Below are 25,920 nucleotides of genomic sequence, written 5' to 3'. Positions count from 1 at the left end.
GGTTTTTATTCCCATCCGACAAAAACCAAGTTACTGTTCACGCATACGTGCCCAGTAACGGAATTTGCCGTGGCTTCGCATTTAAATACGCCAAAAACTAAAATCTTCCGAACGTATCCACCAGCCAGGACAAATAATCTGCCCGCTCATCCGTAAACTGCCCCGGAACCAGACGCCAGCGCCAGTTTTCCCCGAGGGTTCCCGGCGTATTCATGCGCGCCCAGTTATCGAGCTTCAACACATCCTGCATCTGGAAAATGGCAACGCTCGCGACTGAACCGTATGCCGCGCGGAACACGCGGTCTACCACCTCACTCTGGTGTGCTGCACCGAGGTAATCGGCAATGTACTGAAGTTCCCACCACTGACGTTTTTCCGGTTTGAAATACCCCGCCAGCGTCTCATTGTCGTGCGTTCCACCGTAGACTACGGAGTTCGGGTCATAGCAGTGCGGCAGATGCTCGTTGAAACGATCGCCACTGAACGCAAACTCAATGATCTTCATGCCCGGATAGCCCGTCTCTGCCAGCAGATCCTTGACCTCCTGACAGAAGACACCCAGATCCTCCGCGATGATCTTCGTCTCGCCTGCCGCCTCGTCAAGTGCGTCGGTCAGCTTTTTGCCCGGACCTTTCTCCCACTCGCCGTCTTTCGCAGTCACAGCGTCATACGGGATTGCATAATACTGCACCACGCCGATGAAATGGTCGATCCGCACCGCATCGTAGAGCTCCGCGGACGCTTTCATCCGGCTTCGCCACCAGGCGAAATCGGTTTGTTCCATTTTCTCCCAGTCGTAAAGCGGGTTGCCCCAGAGCTGTCCATCCTCTGAAAATGCATCCGGCGGCACACCCGATACCTTGAGCGGCGTCAGATTTTCCTCGTCGAGCTGGAACAGCTCCGGGTGGCTCCAGACATCCGCGCTGTCGAGCGCCACGTAAATCGGAATATCGCCGACGATCTGAAGTTCTTTTTCTTTTGCATACTGTTTTAATTTTTTCCACTGTTCAAAAAACTTAAACTGTAAGAACTTCCAGTAATTTATTTCTTCTGCCAGCTCTTCGCGGCATGCCGAAAGCGCCTCCGGACGGCGGAACCGGATGTCCTCGTCCCAGTCCATCCAGCCTTTTCCTTCATATTTACCCTTGACTGCCATGTAGAGCGCATAGTCGTCCAGCCATTCTTCATTTTCTTCCAGAAATGCCTGATATTCCACACTTTCCTTATGGCTGCTCCGCTCATACGCCTTGCGCAGAAGCGGAAAACGGTAATAATACAGCGCGTCATATTTGACCTGATCCTGCTTGTCGCACCACCAGCAGGCGTCTATCTCATCCTGGGTCAGAAGTTTCTCGTCTTTCAGCGTATCCAGATCAATAAAATACGGATTTCCCGCAAATGCAGAGTAGGACTGGTACGGGCTGTCCCCGTAGCAGGTCGGTCCCATCGGAAGCACCTGCCAGTACGTCTGGCGTCCGCGTTTTAACTGATCAATAAACTCATACGCCGCCCGTCCGAACGTACCGATTCCATACGGCGACGGCAGGCTGAAAATCGGCATCAGCACGCCTGCGCCGCGTTTTAACATTGTCTTCATCGCTTCGTTTCCTCCTATTCTGCCCGATATACTGTCTCACCGCTGCAGATGGTATAGTGAACCTTTCCATAGAGCTTCGCTCCCACAAACGGAGAGTTGGACGCCTTGGAATGGAATTTTTCTACGGTATATGGTGTCTGGTCGTCAAAAAGAACCAGATCCGCCGCGCCGCCCTCGCGGATGCGTCCCGCCTCCTTCATCCGGTACAGCTTCGCCGGACTCAGGCACATTTTCTCAAACAGAGTCAGATAATCAATGTGACCAGCTTTTACCAGCCTGGTAACCGCCAATGGCAGGGAGGTTTCCAGCCCGATGATGCCGCTCGGTGCCTCGGTCAGCGGTTTTGCCTTCTCCTCGGCGCTGTGCGGTGCATGATCCGTCGCAATCATATCAATCGTGCCGTCCTTGATTGCCTCAATCAACGCCTCGCGATCCGCAGCACTCCGCAGCGGCGGATTCATTTTCGCCAGTGTTCCGTACTCCAGAACCGCCGTCTCGTCCAGTGTAAAATGATGCGGTGTCACCTCCGCCCAGACATGCGCGCCCAGCTTTTTCGCCAGACCGACCATCTGCACCGCATTGCGGGAACTGATGTGCTGGATATCCACATCTGCGCCCGTGTGAAGCGCGATCATGCAGTCGCGCGCCACCATCGAATCCTCCGCCAGCGCCGGGGAACCGCCGATTCCCAGCTGCTCGGACACCGGACCGCGGTTGATGCCGTTGTTGAAAATAAACGCCGGATCCTCCTCATGGAAGCTGAGCGGCACATTGAGGCGTTTCGCCGTCTCCATCGCCTCTTTGACCAATTTTTCGCTCATCAGCGGGATTCCGTCATCCGTAAATCCGATCGCACCCGCCTCTTTGAGGGCGTCCATATCGGTCAGTTCTTTTCCCTGAAATCCCTTCGAGACTGCCGCGCAGGTTTCCACATGGATTCCCGTTTTCGCGCCCTTTTCCAGAATATACCGGACAATCTCCGGCGTGTCGGCAACCGGTTTCGTGTTTGCCATACAAACCACCGTCGTAAAGCCGCCCGCCTTCGCAGCCGCCGCGCCCGTCTCGATGTCCTCCTTGTAGGTCAGACCCGGATCGCGGAAATGCACGTGGACGTCCACCAGTCCCGGCGCAACGATCAGCCCTTCTGCGTCCAGCACCTCGGCATCTGCCGGGATGGACGGTGCGTCAGATGCCCCATCTGATTCTGCTTTTGTATCTTTTTTCACGATTTTCTGGATTTTCCCATTTTCAATCCACAAATCTGCCCTTCCGTCGAATCTGCTCTCCGGATCGATGACTCTGCCGTTTTTAATTATTTTTACCATTCTAACCCCTTTTTAACTCATATGTTAAAACGTAACTGTTCAGTACCTTCACAGTTACGTCAAAACATTTTTTCAGACAAACTCAGCCCTTAACTCCTCTTCGCCGGCACGATCTCCAGCCAGTATCCATCCGGATCGTTAATGAAATAAATACCCATCGCCGGATTTTCAAAACAGATGCATCCCATTTCCTTATGTTTGGCATGTGCCGCCTCCATGTCTTCCGTCTCAAATGCCAGATGGAACTCATTGTCGCCCAGGTTGTAGGAGTCCTTCTCCCAGTCGCGCAGCCAGGTCAGCTCCAGCTGGTAGCTGGTCGTGGCGTCGCCCAGATAAACAAGGATAAAGCTTCCGTCTGCCGCCTCCTTGCGGCGTACCTCCTTAAGTCCCAGTGCTTCCTCATAAAATTTCAGTGACTTGTCCAGATCGATGACATTGAAATTGTTGTGTGCAAATGTAAATTTCATCGAATAAACTCCTCTCCTTCCTTGTGAATCTCTACAATCCGATCCCGCCAGCCTTCACTGGATGGATGTTCGATTAATTTTGGTATAATCGTATAATCTTCCCAGAAATGCATCGGGAAAATCCATTTTGCGTCCGCCTGCTCCATAAAACCGGCAGCGCCCAGATAAAACCACTGCTCCTGCCTCGGATCGACCGGGATAAATGCCAGATCCGCCGTGCGCCCGGAAAGCTTTTTCATCTCCTGTTTATAAGAAGCCGCCATATTCCGGTTCCATGCCATATCTTCGCCTTCCCACCACCAGTTATTTAAGTCACCGGCGTGATAAATCTCCTTTCCTTCGCAGGAGAGCCAGAAGGCGACGCCTTCGTCGGTGGAATGGAACGTCTCGACGATAAGGCTTTCTTCAGAAATATTCAGGCAAAATCTTTCTCCTGCCTTTACCAGCCGTATCCTGTCTTTATATCGTTTACGATATTCCTCTGGTATCTTTTTCCCAATCTCTTTTGAGAGAATATAAAAAACATTTTCCCGTTTCTCTCCCAGCTGAAAGATTACCGGAGCATAATGATCGGCATGGAAATGGCTCGCAAAGATAAAGAGGGGCTTCCCTGCCGGGAACTCCGGGAGAGTTCCCTTAAAATAATCAAACAGAATCACGGCATTTTCAAGCTCAACTGAAAACGAGCTGTGATGAATATATGTGATTTTCAAACGAATTAATTCCCTTCTATAATGAAAAAGAATGTGCCTTGGCACATTCTCGCGCCGAGCGCGGTCGCTTGCGACATGTTTCTGCTTCGCGCGAGTGCGCATCATTGGCACGTTAGTGCCTTTTTGTGTAATAAGAAATTTCAAGGAATTTCCTATTACACGAAACAACAGCCAGCCAAAAGTATCCCGCATACGATACTCGCAGCGCTTTCAGCCGGCTGTGCTCTCTTCGCAACCTTTAGTTTTCTTTCTTGCTCTGTGCTTTTGCTAAGAATTTCTCATTTTTGATGATGAAACGCTCATGTGTGCCGCCGCCGATGGAACCTTTCGCGTCAAATGCCTCTACCTTAAATACGAGACGTCTGCCGTCTACTTCTACCAGCTCACTCTCACACCAAACCTGCATGCCGACCGGGGTCGCTGCATTATGGGCAATTTCCAGCTTTGTACCAACGGTTCCCTCACCGTCGTTTAAGTACGGAGCCACGCTCATCCACGCGGTTTTCTCCATCAGTGCAACCATCGCCGGAGTTGCAAACACCGGTAACAGACCGCTTCCCACTGCTGCTGCGGAATTTTCATCCGTAACCATAACTTCCTGTCTTCCCTTGATACCAGCTTCTAACATATTGTCTGCCTCTCTTTCTTTTTTGCGCCAAAATCTGCGCTGTATCAAATTTTTGTAACCGTCCCGTGCTTCCACAGCCGCCATCACTCTTTTAGCGGTATCCGTCTGTATTTCCCCGCCTTACAGCGGTTTGCCGCACTTTGGACAGTACGAAAAATCCTCATCCGTCTCAAATCCACAGGACGGACAGACCTTATGACGGTGTGATGCATCACTTCCCGTCCACGGATTTCCATTTCCATCCTGCCGAAGTGTCAGATCGCTTTCCGTGATCTCGACCTCCTCGCCCCGAAGCAGCCTCTTTCCTACCTCCGGATCCAGCTCATAGACCGCACCGCAGCACGACATTTCTACGAAAAAGCGCCGGTTCCATTTAAAAATCGGGATAAAAAAGAAACTAAAATACATATAGGTCATGTACACCTGATACCGCCCATAAGCGCCGCAGCGCCCGCAGATCACTGTTTTCAGGTACTCCAGCGGCTTCACGCCGGAACTGATGCCACCGATAAAAAACATCCGTCTCCCCTCCTGCCATAGAACAAAGAATGTGCTCTGGCACATTCTCGCGCCGAGCGCGGTCGCTTGCAACATGATTCCTCTTCGCGCGAGTGCGCACATATATACATCATACCTAAGTAGCGCGTCTTTCGCAAGATTTTTTTACGCTCTGATGCAATTCTGATGCAATTCTTTTCTGATAAAAGGTAACCGTTTGCAGGCAAAGGTCTTCTATGCTATGATACGTCTCATAAGAATTACATGATTTGATACTTTATGATTCAAGGTTTTATAACTTGATATTCCATTGATATAAGCAAAAAATATTTTAAAAAAAGAGGATGCCCTGCCATGAACACACATACAACAAACCTGCCTGCAATCGAAACACACACTTTCCCCAACTCCCACATCATCTCCTGCCTGAACCTGAACCTCGCCCAGATCGCCGCCTCCGGTCAATGTTTCCGTATGCTTCCGGTTCCGGAAAAACCGGGGATCTGGTCACTCATCAGCGGGACGCACTATCTGGAAATTTCCGAGACGCCGGACGGTTTCTTCTTCGACTGCCCGGACGAAGCGCTTCCTTTTTGGAAACAATACTTCGATCTCGGCACCGATTACGGCTCTTTCATCGCCTCCATCCGCGCAGACGATGCCTACCTCGCGGCGGCGGCAGACGCCGGTTCCGGCATCCGGATTCTCCGTCAGGATCTCTGGGAAATGATGATCACCTTCCTGATCTCCCAGCAGAAAACCATCCCAAAGATCCGCGAAGCCGTCGAGACCCTGGCAAAAAAATACGGTGCGAAGAGAACCGCCGCCCTGTCCGACGGTTCTATCCGCACCTACTATTCTTTTCCCTCGCCCGAAGAACTGGCATCTGCCAGCCTGGACGACCTATTAGCCTTAAAACTCGGCTACCGCGCCAAATACATCCACCGCCTCATCCAGGATGTCCTCGCCGGAACCGTATCCTTAGAATCCCTCGCAGCCCTGCCGCCGGACGAAGCCATGACCGCACTTACCAGCCTCTATGGCATCGGTCCCAAGGTCGCCAACTGCGTCTGCCTCTTCGGACTCCACCACATCGACGCCTTCCCCGTCGATACCTGGATCGAACAGATCCTGACCAAAGAATACCTTCCCAAACATCCCATCCGCTACCGCCGCCTTCCAAAAAGCCGCCTGTACACTACTATTATCCAGGATTTTTTTGGAAGCTATAAAGGATACGCAGGGGTAATGCAACAGTATATCTTTTATTATGAGCGCAGCATCCGAAACGGAAAATTCTAAAGATTCAGCAGCGCCAATGCCACCAAAATAATCCCGCATCCCCCAATCTGTCTCCGGCTGATTGGATCCCCGAACACCAGCACGCTCACAAAGCTGACCACCAGGATCGTGCCGACACTAAAGCTCGGATACACGATAAACGCCGGCAGTCTCGACACACTCGCCAGCAGCAGCGAGGTTGAAAAATAGTTTGGAAATCCGACTGCCACACCACTCAAAAAGTCCATCTTTCCAATCTTGCGGCGGGTTCTCTGCTGCTCGAGAAATGCCAGAACCACAGTCAGAACCAGTGCGGTCAGGAACGTATAGAACAGAAACAGCGCATCAAACCGTCTCTCGCCGATCCTCTCCGTTACCTTGGACATCCCGTCTGCCATACCGCTGACGACAAATAAAACGAGCAGAAGTCCCGCCGAACCCATCCTCCGTCTGCGTCCGCAGCCGCGGTCCCCCTCGCTGTTGATGACCCAGATCGCCACAATAACCAGCACAATTCCCACCAGCTGGAACAGCGTCGGGATCTCACCTAAAAACAGGATACTCGCCGTGACCGGAATCACGATACCAAGCTTCGCAAATGCCGACGACAGAACTGCCCCATTTTCACGGATGCATTTCTGCATCAGAACCAGATTTCCTGTAAACAAAAATCCATTCACGATTCCCGTGAGAACCGCCGTCCGGCTGCCTGCCGCAAAGATATTTTTATCTGGAAGCAGAACAAACGCCACCACCAGGCAGGTCACATAATTTCCAACCAAAATCCCATATCGGTTATCGCTGAACGTCTCACTGATCCGCAGCGCCAGCGCCAGGGACGCGCTGAAAAGAATCGCAAAAATCAGATAAATCATACCTACTTATAAGAGATCGCCAGTCTCCCGGAATTTCCGGTAATGATGCGTTCTCTTTGCCTCCTCCAGTTTTTTAAGCATGGCCGGGATATCCCCGTTTAAGGTTCCCGCCAGAATCACGTAGTTCGACGCATGGTTCGTCCGGAATACAGTGCCCGGAGAATCCACATTTTTCAGGAAAATTTCCATTTCATCCACAATTTCATCCGGGGTTATCCGCTGGAACCGCCCTTCCACGACATCTGCATACATCGGCGTGCCCTCGTACAGGCGCAGCGTCAGGAAGGATGCGTACTCCGGGTTCATCGCCGTGATGAGCTTCGCACAGGACAGGGCATGTTCTTCCACCTTGCTGCGTCCGCCAAGCCCCGAAATCAGCGTCACTGAGGTCGCGATGCCGCAGCGTTTCAGCTTCTGCCCTGCCTCAATGGTCTGTTCCGCCGTCACGCCTTTATTGATATATTTTAAAATCTCATTGTCGCCGGATTCCGCGCCCACATAGACGATTCCGAGTCCCGCCTCGCGCAGGCGGATCAGCTCTTCTTCCGATTTCCGCAAAATATCCTGTGCCGTTCCGTAGGAAGCCACCCGCTTCACGCCCGGATACAGGCGGTGGATCGCATCCAGAATTACCAGAAGATCCTCTGTTTTCATAACCAGCGCATCGCCGTCCGCCAAAAATACCTTCTCGATATACGGCGCATACGGATTGTGCGAAACCTCCGTCAAATCTGCCAGAATCTCCGCCAGGCTCCGGATCCGGAACTTCTTTTCTTTATACATATTGCAAAAGCCGCAGGTGTTGTGTGCACATCCGATCGTCACCTGAATGATCAGGCTGCGCGCCTCACTCGGCGGTCTGTATACAATTCCCTCGTAGTCCATATGATTCCTCCTTTTTCTGTATCTCCTCTGCCGGACTGCCCGCATCTGCTCCGACAGTTTCCTCTTTTTCTGCATTCTCCGGGTTTTCTATCGTCTCCCCCGGCAGCGGGAAATCCACACCCGCTTTCAGCTCCAGCACCGTGTTGTCCGTCCGGGCATCGTGCAGGATCGCCTGCAGCCTTGCCAGCCAGAAATCATTGCCGCTATAACGGATCCAGTACTGATATGCCTCGCTTTTTCTGATCTTTGCCACATCAATCTTCGTGCCCGAACAATAATCACGGTTCATATCGGCATAGAGCCTTGCCATCTCTTCTTTGATATCCTTTGATGCCGACTGCAGCGCCTTAAACGCCTGTTTCGAAATCACATCTACCAGAAACTGATCCGCATAAGCATCAAAATTGAGAAGATTCTCGTCTTCTTCCCCGTAGCGCTGCGCCCAGCCTGCTATGTCTACCTTTTTTGTATGGTAGGACAGACTGCCATCCGTCTGCCAGTTTAGGATACTGTACTGGCACGGCGCCATTGGAAGCGGGGAAGTCACTATCTCCCGGATTCCATATCCGCCCGGTGTGTTCAAATTTGACGTATGCTTCTTGATTCTCTGCAAATGCAGATGCCCGCTCAAATACACCGGAACTCCATATGTTTCCAGAAGCGCGGTCACTTCTTTCGTATTTTCAATCGTGCATTCCTCCGGATAGAGTGTACTCTCATCCAACAGATTGTGGTGTGAAACCGGAATGACCGTCACACCCTGTTTTTTCGCCTCCTCCAGCTGCGTTTTCATCCACGCAACCGTCTCTTCGCTTAGCTTTCCGCCCGTCTCATGGACCGGTTCACATATGCAGCTGTCCAGCATCATCAGCCAATATTTTTCATCCAGGCGGTAAACATAACTCAGCGAATCCGAAGCCCGGGACACCGCCTGATCATAGCCAAACTTATGGTAAATCTGGTAAAACTCTTCCGAACTTGTTCCCTCTGCCGGGGATACCTGATCATCAAAATACGTTGCCGCCCACGGGTGGTTGATATCATGGTTGCCCGGAATCACCAGCACCGGAATTCCCGCCGCCTGCACCCGCTCTAGCTTCTCTGCAAGCGCTTCATGGTTTGCTTTCTCACCATTCTGGGAGAGATCTCCGCTCAAAACCAGTGCCGATGGATGCGCCGTCCGCACCTCCTCCAGAAACGCCTCCGTGATCTCATCCAGATACGGCACGATCGTCCCATCATTTCCCATCGTATAGGTATCAAACGCCGACTGGAAATCTGTCATCTGCGGGGACTGATAGTGAAGATCCGTCGCCAGCCAGATGGTCGGCGGCATATAAACTGTCTCTTCCTGTGCCTTCTGGGGCTCTTTTTTTCTTTTATACAGCTGTTTCCGGGAAGTCCGGCGCTTTAAAGCCGTTTCTCCATCCGAAGCGTTCTCATCTGCATCATCCTGTATCACTTCCCCGGCGGATGATTCATCCTCCTCCAGATTCCCGGCGGCTCTATTTTTTTCATTCTCCGCCACATCGCCGCCATCTGTCTCAGCTTCCGAAGCTTCCGTCCCGGATGCATGCTTTTTCCCTGCATCCGGCACCAGCCATACAACCATAAAAAGTGCGAGGACCAGCAGCAGAAGCTGTGCCCCCCGCACCAGAATCGACATCTGTCTTAACTGTTTCATGGCTGCTCCGGTTTCGGCGCATTGCTCTTACCTGTCAGAGTTTCCACACGCAGGCAGAGGACGGTGGTTCTCGCCGCTACCTCCGGAGCAAACTCATACGGTCCGCCCTCCGGGTCATACTGCTGCATGATCCTTGTCAGTGCCTCTCCTTTCTCCCCAGGATCAGCCACACGGGATAACCGTCCAGTCCCGCAGACACTCTCATAAATCATCGTGCTTCTGCATGCCGGTTCCAGAATCTTTATCTCTTTTTCATTCTGCACACAGAATGCCACCCGGTTGTCGCGCTCCATATGCTCAATCTTCGTTCCCACCGGAGCGCCGTGGAAATACAGCACCGGCGTCTCCTGGTCTTCGTTCCACACAAAACCATAATTTAACGGGATCACATACGGGTATTCATCCCCGGAAAAGGCGAGACTACACACCCGGCAGTGTTCCAAAATGGCTTTCTGCCCGTCTTTCGACTCAATCGCACGTTCTCCTCTTCGCATTATTTATCCCCCTTCTTATCCGAACCTTTCTTCTCCTGATTCTCTTTCTCCCGTTGCTCCCGTACCTTCTGGAACGCCTCGTCGCCGACTGCCACGCGGATAAACTCCTCCATCGCTTTCGTGAGGTACTTATTTCTCTTCTTGTACAAATAAACGTAACGGACCGCCAGCTCTTCATTCATCTTGTAAAAGCACAGCGGCACTTCATATGGAAGATTGACGATCAGGCCATCCGGGATGAAGGTCGCGCCCACGCCCCGTCCTGCCATGTTGAACGCAGAGACAACCTGGTCCGGTTTCATGATAATATTCGGTGAATAATTCTGGCGGCTGCACATCTTCATGCTGCGCTTGTAAATACTGTTTTCCTCTTTAACGAAGATAAACGGAGTACTCTTTAAGAGCGGCAGCGGCAGTACCGGGAACTCCGCCTGACTGTGGCGTCCTGCCCGGATATCTTCCGCGGTAAGCTGATACTGGGTCAGCTCCTCATTGATCGGAAAACTCTTCGGAACAGCCAGAATAATTCTCTCCGTGCTATAATAATACTTTTCATAATTTTTGTCATCCAGTTCCGAGTTATCGATCAAAAGATCCAGTTCCTCGGCAACCAGCTTATCGGTCAGCTGTGTGGTCGTGCCCTCCTGCAGATCAATCTTGATCTGCGGATACCGATGGGAAAACTCGCTCAACACGCCCGGAAGTACAAACGAGGTAAAAAAGATCGTTCCGCCAACCGACAGCTTGCCCGCCAGAAGCCCATTTAAGTTATTCAGTTGATTGAGCGTGTTCTGTTCCAGCGCAAACAGCTTTTCGATCGCGTCGATATAAACTTCACCGCCCGGCGTCAGTCCGATCGGAGAGGTGCTCCGGTCAAAAATCGGAGTTCCTATCTTTTTCTCCACCTTCTTGATCGCCGTGCTTAACGCCGGCTGCGTAATATACAGTTTCTGCGCCGCCTTCGAAAAACTCTTTTCCTCGTAGACCGCGTATACATACTCTTTTCCGTCGAACATGTTTCCTCCTATGTACCCTGCTTTTTCTCATCGCTGCATCCTGCGGGATATTTCATCCCGAAACTTCCCGCCCGTGAACATTCTCATTCTGTTCCATTCTTTCCCCTTTATCTACAGGGTTTCCGGCACTTTTGTCCACTTATGATTCTATAACAAAAAATTTATAATAATTATCTTCTTATTTATATTTGATTATATACGATGAATGATATATAATCAAGTTAAAGATAAGGAACAAGAGAAAATAATTCATCTTCTTATCTTTCTGGCATAACCAACCACCCCGATTTTCCCCAAAATCGGTTCCCATATATTGATTATTCCTCATGAGCACGCACTGCAGAACCCTCGTTCCCCAACCAACCCGCAGTTGCGTGCTTATTTGTATGTAATTTTTACCCCGTCCAGCTCAGTTTCTATCAGCTCGTCCCCATCATATGACAATTTCAATGAAAAAAACGTATCCCTTTCAATCAGAAGCTTCAAAAAGATCCGATCGCCATCCCAGAGCCGCAGAGCCGATACATCCTTTTTCGCCACCCAGGCAAGCTCGCCCTCATCACATTCGCGAAGCGTTCCCTCAAATCCATCCGCCGTGTACAGGCACATATATTCCGTCGGCCAGCCTTTCGCGATAAACGTCACGATTCCGCGGAAGCGCCAGGAAGTCAGAGTCAGCCCTGTCTCCTCCTTCACTTCGCGCAACAGGCAGTTCTCCGGGCTTTCATTCTCCTCAAAATGTCCGCCGACGCCAATCCATTTTCCTTCATTCACATCCTGTTTCTTCTTAATGCGGTGCAGCATCAGATATGAATCGTCTTTTTCAATGTAGCAGAGCGTTGTCAGCGGCGAACGCTGTTTTTTTGTCTCTCCCATGCCTCCTGGTACCTCCATTTTTATTTAATGTACGCTCGGAATCTTCAGATGCCCGTAGTCCTTCGCCTCGTCCTCCAGGATATTCTGCAGAAAATCGCTCAGTTCGCTGACATAGCCGATCTTGTTCCAATCTTCCAGCACTGGATTTTCCTTTGCGGCTTCCTCGATATGGTACATCCGTCCTTCATAATAATTCACGCACAGATCCGCGTAGTACGAAGCCATTTCCTGTTTCTTCTCGTCCGTAAAAAATGCATGGCGATCCTCGATATGGCGATTCAGATCCCGAATTGCATCGCGGATTGCCGCCCGACGCAGGATCGACTCCGAATAAGCCGTAAAATCTGCCAGATCTCGGTTGTGGTACGAGTGGCGTATCGCCCAGCCGTCCACATCGACAGGTTTCGCATCATACTGGTAGGTCCCGTCGTTCCAGATGCGGACAATCCCGTAATGGCACGGAGCCATCACCATGGAACCCGTCACAACCTCATAGATGCCCGTGTCCTCGTCTTCCTTATAATGCTGGATATGCAGATGTCCGCTCAAGTGCAGGCGCACGCCATGATCCGACAGCATCCGCACCAGTTCCTCGTTGTGCTCGATCGTACAGTTGTCATAAAAGGTCCGGCTCACTCCGCTCTCATCCAGCAGGTTATGATGGCTGACGGATATCACGCGGGCGCCTTCCCGCTCCGCCTCTTCCAGAATCGGCTCCATCCACTCATACGTTTCCCGGCGGATCATGCCGCCGACCTCATTTTTCGGTTCATACTGACAGGAATCCAGCATCAGCACCCAGTTTGCACTGTCTATCTTATAAAGATAACTCAGCGATGCCGGATCCCGGCTGTCCGCCGCTACATAGCCAAAATCAGCATAGATATCCCGGAACTCGTCCGCTGTGATGGACTCCACCTTTTCCGCTCCATCCGCCGTATAGCGGCGGGCATCCGGGTTATTGATATCGTGGTTTCCCGGTATAACCGCGACCTCAATTCCCGCCTCGCTGAGTCCTTCCAGAAGTTCTGCCAGTTCCTCATGGCTCGCTTTCTCTCCGTCCAGCGTCAGATCTCCGCTCAGAATCAGGAGGTCTGGATCTTCCTTCTTCGTATCATCGAGAAAGGCGTCCATGACCTCCCAGCCGTACTCCAGCACGCGCCCGTCTCCGCCCCTCGCCATTCCGACAAAGGAATCACAGCGGTTTCCTGCCAGTTTCTCGGCAAAATAGTGCATATCCGTTGCCACCACGATCTTCTTTTCCACGAAATGGTCCTCGGTTTCCTCTTCCCCGCTTTCTTCGTCTTCGGCAGCCTCATGGCTCTCCTGTGTCTCCTCTGTCTCAGCTGTCTCAGTCTCCGACTCCTGTGTGGCACCCGGACTTTCCGTTTCCGCCTTGCTGGAAACCTCCGTCGCGTCTGCCTCCTTCGATAGAAACGAACAGCCGCCAAGCAGCGCTGCCAGAAGGACTGTTGCCATCACTATACATCCTTTGTTTCTTCTACTTTTTCTCACTGTACCTATCCGCTCCTGTTTTCTCTCTATCTTTCAATTTCTGTAACTGTTCAGTACCTTCACAGTCACGCGCAAAAATCCATTAAAAATTGCCTACGGCAATGGGATTTTTGCCTGCTGGCCCATGTTTTCGTACGGTCAGCACAGTAAATGTGCAGACCTACTGAACAGTTACCAATTTCTACTGCTGTTTCTTGCCTTTACCGCTATTGTTTGTACCAATTCTTCGTACATAATCCGCCCCGGCGCGATATATCTACGTCTCGTCATCCACCGGAAGCTCCGTCCGTCCCAGCGCTGCCATCGCCTCTTTTTCCTTTTTGGTCAGTTTCTTGATCGCTGCCTCCCGGCGCATCGCCTCGCTGCGCGTCGCATATTCTTCATAGTATGCCAGCACTACCGGACGGCGGGTTTTCGTGTATTTTGCACCTTTCCCGGCATTGTGCGCCGCCACCCGCGCTGCCAGATGGTTCGTCCACCCGCAGTACAAGGTTCCGTCCGCGCAGCGCAAAAGATATGTATAATTCATGTCTCATCCTGCCTTTATGGTTCGCACTCCCGACAAAAATTTCTCAGTACACAGGAAAACGCATCCGGACGCCCTATGTAAACGGCGCCGCGCCTTGCAATGCACGGGCACCGCCCGGTTCGGGAAACTCCTTCCCCGGATCTATCATCAAGCACCGGCCGGATGCGTTTTCCTGGCTTACAAGGCAAAAATCCTTTGTCAAAGTCAAATCTGCATGGATTTTTGCTTGTAACTGTAAAGATATTGAACCGTTACAATAATAGTATATAAAGTTTTCCCCCAAATGCAACCATTCCGGCTGGATTTTTTGTTACTGTACACGCATACGTGTCCAGTAACGGAATTTGCCGTGGCTTCGAATTTCAATACGGCAAATTCCTGCTGCCACCACGTTTTCTTACGGCACTTTCGGTCCCAAAAGTGCCCACCCGTGAACAGAAACGATTTTTTCTCTCTAAAATTCCTACCTATGAACAGTTACCCGCCGTTACCTCTTTGATCAGAAGCAGCCGCGCCCCTGCACCGGCTTCCTCCCCGTCGATTTCATTCATTTCCCGCACCTGATCCACCGTCGTGTGGAATTTTTTTGCAATTTTCCACAGAGAATCCCCCGGCTGCACAATATAACCCACAATCCCTGGCTGCTGCTCCCAGCGCTTTAAATCGAACGGCTGTGTCTGCACGGATGTAACCACCTCTTCCTGCATCGGCTGGAATACAAGCAGTTCCACCGTGAGCTGCGCCTTGACCTCCGCCTCACCGCCGCCCAGCATCACCGCGCCGAGCTGTTCCAGCCCCAGATTCAACTGCCAGACGCAGTCTTCCCGGATCCCCTCCGCCTCGACCGTGCCGGAAAATGGCAGAACCTCAGAAATTGCCCCGACCGGCGCCGCGTCATCATCCGTCAGATACAGGAGACTGACTTCCAACACTCCCTCGATCGCCAGACCGTTTTCTGACGGGCGGCTCTCATCCAGCCGGACAATCCCACTGCTGTGGCAAATCTGCAGAATTCGCTCCGGTTTCTGAAAAGAAACACTTCCCCCCACCCGCATTTTGCAGCTGTTGCGCGTCAAAAGCCGGTCAAAGCACACCTCCCCCTGCTCGCTCACGACCTCGCAGCCGGTCGAATAGAGATCGCTTAAAAGTTCCACTGATTCTTCTTTATAAAGGCGGATGTCCAGCTCCAGCACCGCCTCCACTTCCACTTCGCGCATCTCCCCATCGCTGTCCGGCTTTTTGCCCGCCTCTGCATGAAGAATCCGGACCCCGACCGCCGGAATCATCTCCTCCACCGCCTCCGAGAGTTCCACCTCACCGGAAAACGGAATACTCTCCTCCAACCACTGAACCGGCGTGTGCTCGCCCTCGCCGCTGTAAATCAGGAACACCGACAATTCACCGTCCAGATGCAGTTTTCCATCCAACGGGCGCACCGAAACATCCCGAAGACGCATCTCCTGCCAGAGAATCGTCTCAATATTCGGCTTATTTGCCGATACGCTTACTTCCTCCCGGACCCGGTAGATATCTTTGCGCCGCACTGCAAGCGTCGCTGCCGGAACGCTTCTCTTCAGGACTTGCAGCCCCGCATCATCCGTCTCGACATCCGCGGCAGCCTGCACATCGACGCGGCTTTCCGCCCGCACCGTAAGCGTCAGCACCGCTTTGGCGCTCAGCTTGCGCGAATGAATCATGGTAATATTCAAATCTTCGATATTCCATACGATCTGCGTATAGTCGCGCTCCGAAAGCTCCGGCACATTGACCGTTTCCTCAAATGGGATCTCCCCGCCCATCGCCTGCAGCCCGCCCGACTCCCGGCGGTACAGCACCCGGAACACAAGCTTTCCCCGGATCAGCACCTTTTCTCCCTGAATCCGTGAATTTTCTATCTGAACCTCCCCGTCTGACAGCAGTATCTGCACCGCATCATCCAGCGCATCCGGCACAATAAAATCATCATCCAGCGTCAGCTGCGACACCGCCGTCCCCCTCTGCCGGTTCATATGTATCTCTTTTTTGATCAGCTCTATCATAAAAAACGCCCCTTTCCAAACCGCACGCATTTCTCTCAAAGAAATTTATGCAGCCGAAAGGGGTGTTATGAATAATTTTGTGTCAGGCTTTCTCCTGTCCTGCCCGAACTGCCTCCAGTTCCTTCCGCAGGTTTGCCGACTCTTCTCTAAGTTCCTGAAGCTCTTTCCGGAGCGCGTCGATCTGCTCTAAAATACGCTGATCGTCCTCGCCGATGATCATCTTCTGCTTCTTCGGCAGCGCCACGCCGTCCTTCTTGACCGGACGCGCCGGAATGCCGACAGCCGTGGTATTTTCCTCGAGCGGGCGGAGCAGAACCGCATTTGCCGCTACGGAACAGTTATCACCGACCTCGAAAGAACCGAGAATCTTTGCGCCGGAACCGACCGTCACATTATTTCCCAGCGTCGGATGACGTTTACCCTTCTGGGTTCCGACACCGCCCAGCGTCACACCCTGGTAAATCGTACAGTTGTCACCGACCACCGCCGTCTCACCGATGACAACGCCGCAGCCGTGGTCAATCAGAATACCGTGTCCGAGCTGTGCACCCGGATGAATCTCAATCAATGTAAAGAAACGTGCCACCTGTGAAATCAGGCGCGCAATGAAAAACATATGGTGCTCATAAAACCAGTGCGCCACCCGGTGCCAGATCAGGGCATGTACACCCTGATATAAAAGTAGTACCTCCAATGCATTTCTCGCAGCCGGATCTCGCTCCTGAACCGCTTTTACATCCATCCAAATATCTTTTAAAATCATGTCTCTTCCCCTTTTACTGAACTGAATGACCTTTCCGTTTCCGCAAAATCCCAGAACCTATCGTCCTTCTCTTCTCCGACAGCCATTCTTTCTGACTGGCTGCTGCAGTTTCTCATTGTCATCCTATGTTGTTTTTATTCTGCCGTTCATATATTTTGTAAACTACAACACCCTGCGATCCCGCCAAATACCTTGCCGCAGAGACGCACATATTCCTGATATTCCGGTGTCTCATTCAAGTCCTTTAAAAGGTCTATCATCGACGTGTAATACCACGCCTGTTTCTCTCTGTCCTTCATATTAAACCGCTGCCAGAGCTCCTCCCCGACCAACAGATAGTCACGCGCCATGCTGCGGATATTGCTCAGCTTGTCCGCCATCGTCAGGATCTTCTCCGCCGGACTCGCTGTTTTCAAATGTTCCAGCGTGTGCCCCTTGCGCTCAATCCAGGTTTTGGACTTATCCTCGCTCTCCGCCAAGACCAGATCTGCAACCCGGGTGCCAAACTCCTGTTTCAAATCCTCGTAGGTCACACCCGTGTCCTCGATCGTATCATGCAGAAGTGCCGCTGCCAGTATCTCCTCATCGTTCGTCAGCATCGACGCAATCAGCGCCGTCTCCAGCGGATGAACAATATACGGAATTCTGGTTCCCTTCCGGTGTGCGCCCTTATGCGCCTGTTCTGCGAATTTTGCCGCTCTGTCAATCATGGTTGTTCCTCTGTCTATATTGCTTATACTGTTTAAACGATTGCTACTGTTTTAAATGTACATCCATCTTGTTGTATGGAATTTCGATGCCCGCCTCGTCAAATGACAGCTTGATCCGTTCCAGAATGTCCCATCTCGTCTGCCAGTAATCGGACGTCTCTACCCAGCCCCGGATACCAAGCACCACGCTGCTGTCGCCCAGGCTGTCCACAAATACCTTGATGTCCTCGTCCTTCTTCACCATCGGATGTTCCCGGTAAACGCGCTCTAACACTGCCTTTGCCGTCCGGATATCTGCCTCATAGGCGATACCGACCTTGAGTTCCAGCATCCGCTTGTCCATCGCCGTCACGTTGGTCACGGTTGAGTTTGAAAGGGTGCCATTCGGGATGGTAATTGCTTTATTATCGGTTGTCAGGATAGTCGTGTAAACCAGCCCGACCATCGAAACCCTTCCCTCCCCGGACGGGGAAATGATATAATCCCCCACCCGGAACGGTTTCATAATTAAAATTAAGAGTCCGCCCGCAAAGTTTCCAAGACTCTGCTGGAGCGCCAAACTCAGCGCAAGACCTGCCGCGCCAAGAACCGCCACAATCGAGGCGCTGTCCATGCCAAGCTGCCCTGCAATCATAAAAAGCAGGAAGACATTCATCACAAACTGGGTCAGCGCCCGCAGGAAACGAGTCACACCCACATCCATACCGGCATGCTCCATCGAGCGGGACAGCATCTTCTCGATCATCGAAATGACCTTACGTCCAATCAGGAAAATGATGAGCGCCACCAGTACCTTCTGTCCCAATGCCATAAGCCCCGGGCCAATCCGGTGCATGATCGCAGCCATCGTATCCACGTTCAAATTTGCCGGATCCGATAGTGACTCTGCTACCGCCGCGATCTCCTCGCCTGTCAGCTCTGCCGCTGTTGCCATCTATTTCATTCCTTCCTGTACTTACTCTTTTCCCACCTTTTTATCCAGACCTTCTTCCAATCCCGCCTGTCGTCTCGCAATCGAGGACAGACTGATAATCTTGGAGGAAAGCCCCGCCTTCGCCTCTGCCAGCTTATCTGAAATACCCGCCAGGCGTTCTGCTGCCGCAGCAGCTGTCCCCCCGGCTTTTCCATTGAATGCCGCCGCTGCATCCGCCATCATGCTCTGGAGATCGGTTTCAGCCTTTTCTTTTACACTCTTAGTGCTGTGGGTCGTCTTTTTCGCCTTCGCCGGTTTTTCTTTCTTCTCCGGCTCCGTCGGCGTGCAGTTGAAGACGCTGATGCCAAGCGGCGCCAGCTGGATCGTGATGGAATTTTCCTTTCCATCACATTCCTCTGCCTTCGAGGACTTCATACGCGGATTGACCTTTCCGCTTCCGCCGAACTTCTCCGCATCGCTGTTGAAAATCTCTTTGTATTTTCCCTTAAACGGTACGCCGACCGTCAGCTTCTCATGCAGCTGCGGGGCAAAGTTGCAGACAAAGAGCAGTGTCTCATCCGCGCCGCGCCGGAGAAATGCAATGATATTGTCCACTGCATCCATGCAGTTGATCCACTCAAAGCCTTCCGTCTGATAATCTTTCTGATAGAGTGCCGGATGGCTGGTATAAAAGTGATTTAACTCCTTCACATACTCCTTCATCTGGCTGTGGATCGGATACTGCAGCAGCTCCCACTCGATCGATGCATTCTCATTCCACTCATCCATCTGGGCGAAATCCTGTCCCATGAAGAGGAGTTTCTTGCCCGGATGTCCCATCATAAAACCGTATGCCGCCCGCAGGTTCGCAAACTTGTCCTCAAACGTCTGTCCCGGCATCTTATTGACCAGGGAACCTTTTCCGTGAACCACCTCGTCGTGTGAGAAGACGAGGACGAAATTTTCACTGTAGGCGTAAATCATGCTGAAGGTCAGCTCATTGTAGTGGTGGCACCGGAAATATGGATCCTGCTCCATATAGCCCAGAAAATCGTTCATCCAGCCCATGTTCCATTTATAATCAAAGCCAAGACCGCCGTTCTTCACGTCACCGGTAACCTTCGGCCATGCCGTCGATTCCTCGGCAATCAGAATCGCGCCGTCCTTGCGTCCCCTGAAGACAGAGTTCAGATGCTTTAAGAACTCGACCGCCTCCAGATTCTCATGACCGCCGTACATATTGGCAATCCATTCACCCGGATTCTTGCCATAATCCAGATACAGCATCGACGCCACCGCATCAAACCGGATGCCGTCCGCGTGATAGCGGTCCGCCCAGAACATCGCATTCGCAATCAGGAAGTTTGAAACCCCCGGTCTGCCGTAGTTGTAGATCAGCGTACCCCAGTGCGGATGCGCCCCCTGTCTCGGATCCTTGTGCTCATAGAGGCAGCTTCCGTCAAACTGCGCCATGCCCCATGCATCACGTGGGAAATGTGCCGGAACCCAGTCAAGGATAACGCCAATCCCCTGTCCGTGCAGGTAATCCATAAAATACATGAAATCATCCGGTGTGCCGAAGCGGCTGGTCGGTGCGTAATATCCCGTCACCTGATAGCCCCACGAAGCATCCAGCGGATGTTCCATGACCGGCAGAAGTTCCACATGGGTATACCCCATTTCCTTCACATATTCCGCCAGCTTGACCGCGATCTCACGGTAATTGTAAAACTCTGATCCGACAATCTCGCGTCCTCTCTTATCCACCTCGGTCGGTTTTCGCATCCAGGAACCGAGATGCACCTCATAGATCGACATCGGCGCCGTCTTCGTGTCGAGCGCCGCCCGTTTCTTCATCCAGTCCTGATCGTTCCATTTATATTCGTCCAGATCCCAGACGATGGATGCCGTGTTCGGTCTAAGTTCCGCATAGTTCGCATACGGATCCGCCTTCAGCGCCGGGTCTCCGTTCTTGAACTTAATTTCATATTTATAAACAGCGCCCTTTTTTAGCTCCGGGATAAAAATCTCAAACACGCCCGAATCTCCCAACCGCCGCATCTGGCTGCGTCTGCCATCCCACAGGTTGAAATCACCGACAACACTCACGCGCATCGCTTCCGGCGCCCAGACTGCAAAATAGACGCCGCTCACACCTTTGACCGTCATCGGATGCGCGCCCATCTTATTATAAATGCTGTAGTGGACGCCCGCCTCGAATTTCTTCAAATCCGATTCCGTAAACTGCGGTGCAAAGGAATACGGATCGTGTATCTCGCTTAACGTACCATTATCATAAAACACAAGGAGGGTATAATCCGCCAGAGTCTTGCGCGGAATCAGCGCCGCAAAAAAGCCAGTCTCGTCCGCCATCTCCATCTGGTACTGCTTGCCGGTTGCCGAAAGTTTGACCGTAATATCGCGCGCCGTCGGAATAAACGCCTGTACCAGCATTCCCTCCGGCGTCATATGGGCTCCCAGCATCCGGTGCGGGTTTGCCGCTTCCGAATAGACAATTTCTTCAATTCCAGCCCAGTCCATCAGATCGTATAATGTTTTATCCATACATACGCCCCCTTGCGTTCCTTTGTGGTTTTTGGTTTTAGCTTCATTTTAGCATCCCGCGCCCAATAATACAATCATACACTTCAAAACATTTATGAATTTTCCCGAAATTTCGTGAAAAAACTTGATAAATCAAGGCATCTCATATACACTATTATGGCAGAAGGTTACCATATTACAGTAGCCTATTACTGCTCATGCGTTGCACAAACGTTACTGCCGTAGCAGACACCTTTGGAACTGAAAGTGCCATAAGATAACGTCACACAGACAGCAACAGCAGAGAGAGGAGATATATATGGAAGATCAAGATAGAGACCATATTTCGTCCCGAAGCCATTTCTCCGGGCGTTCCGATCAGGAACTGGATGAGATGCTCGATGAACTCCGCGCCGGAAAAATCGGCATCAACCAGCCGGGCCAGAACTCTTCGGAACACGATTCGGAAGATACGCCCGAAGAGAACGACAACGCTTCAGGTACCGGAAATGCCGCAAAATCCAAGAAGGGCAAGAGCCGCAAGGAGGGCTTCAATCTCAAGGACGAGGTCATAAGCTGGATTCAGGTTCTGGTTGCCGCCGCTATTATCGCATTCTGCGTCAACCATTTCATCATCGCCAACAGCGAAGTCCCGACCAGCTCGATGGAAACGACCATCATGGCTGGCGACCGCGTCATCGGCTCACGGTTAAGCTACAAATTCGGAGATCCGCAGCGGGGTGACATCGCCATTTTCATTTATCCGGATGATGAAGCGAAAGGCATCAAAACGTACTATGTCAAACGTATCATCGGTATGCCGGGCGACACGATCGACATCGTGGACGGCAAGGTATACTTAAATGGTTCCGATACACCGCTCGACGAGCCGTATCTGCATGAACCGATGGAACCGGAGGAACCGCAGCACTACGAAGTGCCGGATGGCTGCTATTTCATGCTGGGCGACAACCGGAACTATTCCAACGACGCCCGCCGCTGGACGCACAAATACGTCAAGCGCGACAAACTGATTGCCAAGGTACTGTTCCAGTATTTTCCGAAGATCCAGAAACTGAATTAACCCAATATTTACTTTAGGAAGGAACAAAGAACATCATGAAAAAAGTAGTAAAGTTTGGCGGAAGTTCCCTCGCCAGCGCAAAACAGTTCAAAAAAGTCGGAGATATTATCCGTGCTGATAAATCCAGACGCTACGTTGTACCGTCTGCTCCGGGCAAACGCAATAAAAATGACACCAAAGTAACCGATATGCTCTATGCCTGCTACGAGGCAACTTCCACCGGCGCAAGCTACGGCAAGCTTCTCTCCGCCATCAAAGAGCGCTATGAGCAGATCATCGACGGTCTGGAGTTGAATTTAAACCTCGATTATGAGTTCAAGACCATCGAGGAAAACTTTATCGCAAAAAAAGGCAGCGATTACGCAGCTTCCCGCGGTGAGTATTTAAACGGTATCATCATGTCCCATTACCTGGGCTATGAGTTCATCGATGCAGCCGAGGTAATCTTCTTTGACGAGAATGGTACATTCCTGTCCGAAAAAACCAATGAAGAGCTGTCCGAACGCCTCGCGCACACTGAGCGCGCCGTTATCCCAGGCTTCTACGGGTCCAATCCGGACGGCACGATCCACACCTTCTCCCGCGGTGGTTCGGATATCACTGGCTCCATCGTAGCCCGCGCGATTCACGCAGACCTCTACGAAAACTGGACCGATGTATCCGGTTTCCTGGTAACCGACCCGCGCATCGTGGAAAATCCGGTTCCGATCGAGACTATCACCTACAAAGAACTGCGTGAACTGGCTTACATGGGTGCCAGCGTCCTTCATGAGGATGCCATCTTCCCGGTACGCCGCGAGGGCATCCCGATCAACATCCGCAACACCAACAAGCCGGAGGATCCGGGTACACTCATCGTCGAGAATACCTGCCGGAAGCCGAAATACACCATCACCGGTATCGCCGGAAAGACTGGTTTCTGCTCTGTCACCATCGAGAAAGCGATGATGAACTCCGAAATTGGGTTTGGGAGAAAAGTTCTGGGTGTCTTCGAGGACTGCGGTATTTCCTTCGAGCATATGCCGTCCGGAATCGATACGATGACCATCTTCGTACACCAGTCCGAATTCGAACAGCATGAGCAGTTCGTTATCTCCAACATCCACCGCGCAGTACAGCCGGATTCCATCGAGCTTGAGTCCGATTTAGCACTCATCGCCGTCGTAGGCCGCGGCATGAAATCCACCCGCGGAACCGCCGGACGTATCTTCTCCGCCCTGGCACACGCCCGCATCAACGTCAAGATGATCGACCAGGGTTCCAGTGAACTCAACATCATCATCGGCGTGAAGAACGCAGATTTCGAGGCGGCTGTGAAAGCGATTTATGATATTTTTATTACAGCGGAGCTGTAAGAGCAAATTTTAAAGTTATTAAGATAAAAAGTCATCTTTGAGACAAACAAAACATCTCAAAGATGACTTTTTATAATTTTATCTTTATGATATACTAATACAGCTACCACCCCTAGACAGGTGCAGAAAGGGGGTGTGCCATTTTGAATATATTTCTGTCTTTTCTTGTGTCCGTCGTGGCAAGTGTAATCGCCTATTACATATGCAAGTGGTTGGACGGACATCGTTAGGTAGTCAGCCAGAGGCTTAAGCCACCTCGCCCAAATGGAATAAAATCCCTCAGGTGTGCCCGCACCTGAGGGATTTGTTTTTGTGCCACTTTGAACACTTTTGTCTTTTCGCCTAATGGCATTATAGCATATGCCAAATATAATTTCAATATGCTCTTTACTTCCGGTTCGCCTTCTCCATATGCACGTTCTTGCCCTTGATCTTCGCACCGCGCATCGCCTGCAGTACAACGTCCGCATGCTCTCTCGGCACCTCGACGAATGTGTAATTATCGAACATATCAATACTTCCGACCATACGTCCCGGCATGCCGGATTCTCCGGCGATCGCACCGAGGATATCGCCTGGACGGATGCCCTGGTTCTTTCCGATGTTGATGAAGAGACGCGCTACGTCCTCATTTCTGCCACGGCTTCCTCTGCCGTTTCTTCCACCACGGCTGCGGCGGCTCTCATCCTCGAGATCCTCCAGCTCACGCAGCGGGCGGTTCTCCTCTAAGAGCTCCTCGCCCTCTTCGCCCATCATCATTTTGAGCAGCGCTGCTGCCAGATCGAGCGTCGTGTAGTCCTCTTCCAGCACACGTTTTTCTACAATATCGATCACCTTGCTCAGATCGCTGTCCTGCAGCACCTCGCCCACCTGGTCGAGAATCTTATCTGCCTTGATGGAGGTCACATCGTCCAGAGACGGAATCGCCTGCGGAATGATGCGGGTCTTGCAGTAGCGCTGGATCTCGCGCAGCTTGTAAACCTCTTTGCCGACTACGAGGTTAAACGCCTTGCCCTCGCGTCCGGCACGGCCGGTACGCCCGATGCGATGTACATAATACTCGTCATCCTGCGGTACATCATAGTTGAATACCGCCTCGACATCATCGACGTCGATACCGCGGGCTGCCACATCCGTTGCCACCAGAATGTCCGTCCGTCCGGTACGGAATGCACGCATGACACGGTCACGCTGCTCCTGTTTCAAATCGCCGTGAAGCCCTTCTGCAAAATAGCCGCGTCCCTGTAAGCCCTGTACCAGCTCATCGACCTGCTTTTTCGTGTTGCAAAATACCACTGAGAGCTTCGGATCATAGAGATCCAGCAGACGGCACATAACCTCCAGCTTATTCTTCGGTTTTACTTCATAATAATACTGGGTTACCTTCGGAACGGTCAGCTCTTTCTTGACCACGCGCACAATCTGCGGATCTTTCTGGAAGTTCGTCGCGATCCGCTGAATCGCCTGCGGCATCGTCGCTGAGAACATCAGCGTCTGTCTCTCCTCCGGCAGTGCGCTTAAGATGGTTTCCATATCCTCTAAAAAGCCCATGTTCAGCATCTCGTCCGCCTCGTCGAGGACAACCGTGTGGATCTGATCCATCTTGACGGTTTTGCGGCGCATGTGATCCATCACACGCCCCGGCGTACCGATGATAACCTGCACACCATCCTTGAGGGAACGGATCTGACGTCCGATCTCCTGTCCGCCGTAGATCGGCAGAACCTTGACACCGTGCATGTATTTTGCCAGGCGGCGGATCTCCTCAGATACCTGGATGGCAAGTTCACGGGTCGGGCAGAGAATGATCGCCTGCGGCTTCTTATTCTTCGGATCGATCTTCTGTAACAGCGGAATACCAAACGCAGCCGTCTTACCGGTACCGGTCTGTGCCTGTCCGATGATATCCAGTCCCTGCAGTTCCAGCGGAATCGCCTGTCCCTGAATCGGAGAAGCCGCCTCGAACCCCATATCGGTGATCGCACGCATGATCTTTGCATCTAACTCTAAATCTTCAAATCTGATTGTTTCCATTCTATTCCTTTCATTGTCTGATTAACGGTCTGCACATTCCGGAGATACATTTCATATATCATATTAGTTATCTTTTTTGCATTCTTCCGGAATAT

At 51.7% G+C, this 25,920-nt stretch carries 23 protein-coding genes; 3 read left to right on the top strand and 20 right to left on the bottom strand.

Annotated elements, in window-relative coordinates:
- Positions 1 to 97: 97 nt before the first annotated feature.
- The 6 genes from malQ to DWY89_RS02900 form a co-directional block, all read right to left on the bottom strand.
- On the bottom strand, positions 98 to 1,597 hold the full coding sequence (gene malQ / locus DWY89_RS02925; protein WP_118524384.1) for a 4-alpha-glucanotransferase: 1,500 nt from the start codon (positions 1,595 to 1,597) through the stop codon (positions 98 to 100).
- Positions 1,598 to 1,611: 14 nt separating this feature from the next.
- Positions 1,612 to 2,922 (bottom strand): dihydroorotase, encoded by a 1,311-nt coding sequence (locus DWY89_RS02920; RefSeq protein WP_118524383.1) that lies wholly within the window; start codon positions 2,920 to 2,922, stop codon positions 1,612 to 1,614.
- An 89-nt stretch (positions 2,923 to 3,011) separates the two neighbouring features.
- Entirely contained in the window at positions 3,012 to 3,389 is a 378-nt protein-coding gene (locus DWY89_RS02915; protein ID WP_107000803.1) for a VOC family protein, read from the bottom strand.
- Positions 3,386 to 4,102 (bottom strand): MBL fold metallo-hydrolase, encoded by a 717-nt coding sequence (locus DWY89_RS02910; protein WP_107000804.1) that lies wholly within the window; start codon positions 4,100 to 4,102, stop codon positions 3,386 to 3,388. Before DWY89_RS02910 ends, DWY89_RS02915 begins: the two co-directional genes overlap by 4 nt.
- A 238-nt stretch (positions 4,103 to 4,340) precedes the next feature.
- Entirely contained in the window at positions 4,341 to 4,730 is a 390-nt protein-coding gene (locus DWY89_RS02905) for a thioesterase family protein (protein ID WP_022360593.1), read from the bottom strand.
- 120 nt (positions 4,731 to 4,850) lie between these two features.
- The gene (locus tag DWY89_RS02900) at positions 4,851 to 5,249 is read right to left on the bottom strand and encodes a zinc ribbon domain-containing protein (protein ID WP_022360594.1); all 399 of its coding nucleotides are present in this window, start codon (positions 5,247 to 5,249) and stop codon (positions 4,851 to 4,853) included.
- A 333-nt stretch (positions 5,250 to 5,582) separates the two neighbouring features.
- On the opposite strand from DWY89_RS02900, the gene DWY89_RS02895 reads away from it, so the two are divergent.
- Positions 5,583 to 6,530, top strand: coding sequence for a DNA glycosylase (locus DWY89_RS02895; RefSeq protein ID WP_118523453.1), 948 nt, complete (start codon positions 5,583 to 5,585; stop codon positions 6,528 to 6,530).
- Here DWY89_RS02895 and DWY89_RS02890 read toward each other — a convergent pair.
- From DWY89_RS02890 to glgB, 13 genes are all read right to left on the bottom strand, one after another.
- Positions 6,527 to 7,384: an EamA family transporter gene (locus tag DWY89_RS02890; RefSeq protein ID WP_118523452.1), complete on the bottom strand. Its 858-nt coding sequence runs from the start codon at positions 7,382 to 7,384 to the stop codon at positions 6,527 to 6,529. The genes DWY89_RS02895 and DWY89_RS02890 overlap by 4 nt on opposite strands.
- 6 nt (positions 7,385 to 7,390) lie before the next feature.
- Entirely contained in the window at positions 7,391 to 8,269 is an 879-nt protein-coding gene (locus DWY89_RS02885) for a radical SAM protein (RefSeq protein WP_117796508.1), read from the bottom strand.
- Positions 8,232 to 9,953 carry a metallophosphoesterase gene (locus DWY89_RS02880; RefSeq protein WP_118523451.1) on the bottom strand — a complete coding sequence of 574 codons (1,722 nt, stop codon included), beginning with the start codon at positions 9,951 to 9,953 and terminating at the stop codon, positions 8,232 to 8,234. The genes DWY89_RS02885 and DWY89_RS02880 overlap by 38 nt, the downstream gene beginning before the upstream one ends.
- Complete coding sequence (locus DWY89_RS02875) at positions 9,950 to 10,447, bottom strand: pyridoxamine 5'-phosphate oxidase family protein (RefSeq protein WP_022359452.1); 498 nt, start codon at positions 10,445 to 10,447, stop codon at positions 9,950 to 9,952. Before DWY89_RS02875 ends, DWY89_RS02880 begins: the two co-directional genes overlap by 4 nt.
- Positions 10,447 to 11,463 (bottom strand): LysR family transcriptional regulator, encoded by a 1,017-nt coding sequence (locus tag DWY89_RS02870; RefSeq protein ID WP_022359453.1) that lies wholly within the window; start codon positions 11,461 to 11,463, stop codon positions 10,447 to 10,449. Before DWY89_RS02870 ends, DWY89_RS02875 begins: the two co-directional genes overlap by 1 nt.
- Positions 11,464 to 11,841: 378 nt before the next feature.
- Positions 11,842 to 12,339, bottom strand: a complete 498-nt coding sequence (locus DWY89_RS02865) for an 8-oxo-dGTP diphosphatase (protein WP_107000811.1) — start codon at positions 12,337 to 12,339, stop codon at positions 11,842 to 11,844.
- A 24-nt stretch (positions 12,340 to 12,363) separates the two neighbouring features.
- Positions 12,364 to 13,818 carry a metallophosphoesterase gene (locus tag DWY89_RS02860; protein ID WP_118524382.1) on the bottom strand — a complete coding sequence of 485 codons (1,455 nt, stop codon included), beginning with the start codon at positions 13,816 to 13,818 and terminating at the stop codon, positions 12,364 to 12,366.
- A 292-nt stretch (positions 13,819 to 14,110) separates the two neighbouring features.
- Positions 14,111 to 14,383: a GIY-YIG nuclease family protein gene (locus DWY89_RS02855; RefSeq protein WP_022359457.1), complete on the bottom strand. Its 273-nt coding sequence runs from the start codon at positions 14,381 to 14,383 to the stop codon at positions 14,111 to 14,113.
- A 467-nt stretch (positions 14,384 to 14,850) separates the two neighbouring features.
- The gene (locus DWY89_RS02850; RefSeq protein WP_118523449.1) at positions 14,851 to 16,422 is read right to left on the bottom strand and encodes an SPOCS domain-containing protein; all 1,572 of its coding nucleotides are present in this window, start codon (positions 16,420 to 16,422) and stop codon (positions 14,851 to 14,853) included.
- 82 nt (positions 16,423 to 16,504) lie between these two features.
- Positions 16,505 to 17,185, bottom strand: a complete 681-nt coding sequence (cysE, locus tag DWY89_RS02845; RefSeq protein WP_022359459.1) for a serine O-acetyltransferase — start codon at positions 17,183 to 17,185, stop codon at positions 16,505 to 16,507.
- A gap of 146 nt (positions 17,186 to 17,331) precedes the next feature.
- Positions 17,332 to 17,895: an HD domain-containing protein gene (locus DWY89_RS02840; RefSeq protein ID WP_118522233.1), complete on the bottom strand. Its 564-nt coding sequence runs from the start codon at positions 17,893 to 17,895 to the stop codon at positions 17,332 to 17,334.
- Positions 17,896 to 17,938: 43 nt separating this feature from the next.
- The gene (locus DWY89_RS02835; RefSeq protein WP_118469049.1) at positions 17,939 to 18,829 is read right to left on the bottom strand and encodes a mechanosensitive ion channel family protein; all 891 of its coding nucleotides are present in this window, start codon (positions 18,827 to 18,829) and stop codon (positions 17,939 to 17,941) included.
- Between the two features lie 21 nt (positions 18,830 to 18,850).
- Positions 18,851 to 21,373 carry a 1,4-alpha-glucan branching protein GlgB gene (gene glgB / locus DWY89_RS02830; protein WP_243022681.1) on the bottom strand — a complete coding sequence of 841 codons (2,523 nt, stop codon included), beginning with the start codon at positions 21,371 to 21,373 and terminating at the stop codon, positions 18,851 to 18,853.
- A 550-nt stretch (positions 21,374 to 21,923) separates the two neighbouring features.
- On the opposite strand from glgB, the gene lepB reads away from it, so the two are divergent.
- Entirely contained in the window at positions 21,924 to 22,436 is a 513-nt protein-coding gene (gene lepB / locus DWY89_RS02825) for a signal peptidase I (protein WP_243022704.1), read from the top strand.
- 35 nt (positions 22,437 to 22,471) lie between these two features.
- Positions 22,472 to 23,791, top strand: a complete 1,320-nt coding sequence (locus DWY89_RS02820; protein WP_118524381.1) for an aspartate kinase — start codon at positions 22,472 to 22,474, stop codon at positions 23,789 to 23,791.
- A 387-nt stretch (positions 23,792 to 24,178) separates the two neighbouring features.
- Here the strand turns inward: DWY89_RS02820 and DWY89_RS02810 are convergent, their stop codons facing one another.
- Positions 24,179 to 25,825 (bottom strand): DEAD/DEAH box helicase, encoded by a 1,647-nt coding sequence (locus tag DWY89_RS02810; protein ID WP_107000818.1) that lies wholly within the window; start codon positions 25,823 to 25,825, stop codon positions 24,179 to 24,181.
- Positions 25,826 to 25,920 lie beyond the last annotated feature (95 nt).

The sequence above is a fragment of the Clostridium sp. AF27-5AA genome (genome assembly GCF_003478415.1).
Classification (GTDB): domain Bacteria; phylum Bacillota; class Clostridia; order Lachnospirales; family Lachnospiraceae; genus Otoolea; species Otoolea fessa.
The sequence above is the reverse complement of the archived record's forward strand: the minus strand, read 5'-3'. Positions and strand labels throughout refer to the sequence as shown.

Excerpts from the sequence above, each read along its gene's own strand:
- malQ (WP_118524384.1), bottom strand. The coding sequence starts at position 1,597 with ATGAAGACAATGTTAAAACGCGGCGCAGGCGTGCTGATGCCGATTTTC.
- DWY89_RS02920 (WP_118524383.1), bottom strand. The coding sequence starts at position 2,922 with ATGGTAAAAATAATTAAAAACGGCAGAGTCATCGATCCGGAGAGCAGA.
- DWY89_RS02915 (WP_107000803.1), bottom strand. The coding sequence starts at position 3,389 with ATGAAATTTACATTTGCACACAACAATTTCAATGTCATCGATCTGGAC.
- DWY89_RS02905 (WP_022360593.1), bottom strand. The coding sequence starts at position 4,730 with ATGTTAGAAGCTGGTATCAAGGGAAGACAGGAAGTTATGGTTACGGAT.
- DWY89_RS02900 (WP_022360594.1), bottom strand. The coding sequence starts at position 5,249 with ATGTTTTTTATCGGTGGCATCAGTTCCGGCGTGAAGCCGCTGGAGTAC.
- DWY89_RS02895 (WP_118523453.1), top strand. The coding sequence starts at position 5,583 with ATGAACACACATACAACAAACCTGCCTGCAATCGAAACACACACTTTC.
- DWY89_RS02890 (WP_118523452.1), bottom strand. The coding sequence starts at position 7,384 with ATGATTTATCTGATTTTTGCGATTCTTTTCAGCGCGTCCCTGGCGCTG.
- DWY89_RS02885 (WP_117796508.1), bottom strand. The coding sequence starts at position 8,269 with ATGGACTACGAGGGAATTGTATACAGACCGCCGAGTGAGGCGCGCAGC.
- DWY89_RS02880 (WP_118523451.1), bottom strand. The coding sequence starts at position 9,953 with ATGAAACAGTTAAGACAGATGTCGATTCTGGTGCGGGGGGCACAGCTT.
- DWY89_RS02875 (WP_022359452.1), bottom strand. The coding sequence starts at position 10,447 with ATGCGAAGAGGAGAACGTGCGATTGAGTCGAAAGACGGGCAGAAAGCC.
- DWY89_RS02870 (WP_022359453.1), bottom strand. The coding sequence starts at position 11,463 with ATGTTCGACGGAAAAGAGTATGTATACGCGGTCTACGAGGAAAAGAGT.
- DWY89_RS02865 (WP_107000811.1), bottom strand. The coding sequence starts at position 12,339 with ATGGGAGAGACAAAAAAACAGCGTTCGCCGCTGACAACGCTCTGCTAC.
- DWY89_RS02860 (WP_118524382.1), bottom strand. The coding sequence starts at position 13,818 with ATGGCAACAGTCCTTCTGGCAGCGCTGCTTGGCGGCTGTTCGTTTCTA.
- DWY89_RS02855 (WP_022359457.1), bottom strand. The coding sequence starts at position 14,383 with ATGAATTATACATATCTTTTGCGCTGCGCGGACGGAACCTTGTACTGC.
- DWY89_RS02850 (WP_118523449.1), bottom strand. The coding sequence starts at position 16,422 with ATGATAGAGCTGATCAAAAAAGAGATACATATGAACCGGCAGAGGGGG.
- cysE (WP_022359459.1), bottom strand. The coding sequence starts at position 17,185 with ATGATTTTAAAAGATATTTGGATGGATGTAAAAGCGGTTCAGGAGCGA.
- DWY89_RS02840 (WP_118522233.1), bottom strand. The coding sequence starts at position 17,895 with ATGATTGACAGAGCGGCAAAATTCGCAGAACAGGCGCATAAGGGCGCA.
- DWY89_RS02835 (WP_118469049.1), bottom strand. The coding sequence starts at position 18,829 with ATGGCAACAGCGGCAGAGCTGACAGGCGAGGAGATCGCGGCGGTAGCA.
- glgB (WP_243022681.1), bottom strand. The coding sequence starts at position 21,373 with ATGGATAAAACATTATACGATCTGATGGACTGGGCTGGAATTGAAGAA.
- DWY89_RS02820 (WP_118524381.1), top strand. The coding sequence starts at position 22,472 with ATGAAAAAAGTAGTAAAGTTTGGCGGAAGTTCCCTCGCCAGCGCAAAA.
- DWY89_RS02810 (WP_107000818.1), bottom strand. The coding sequence starts at position 25,825 with ATGGAAACAATCAGATTTGAAGATTTAGAGTTAGATGCAAAGATCATG.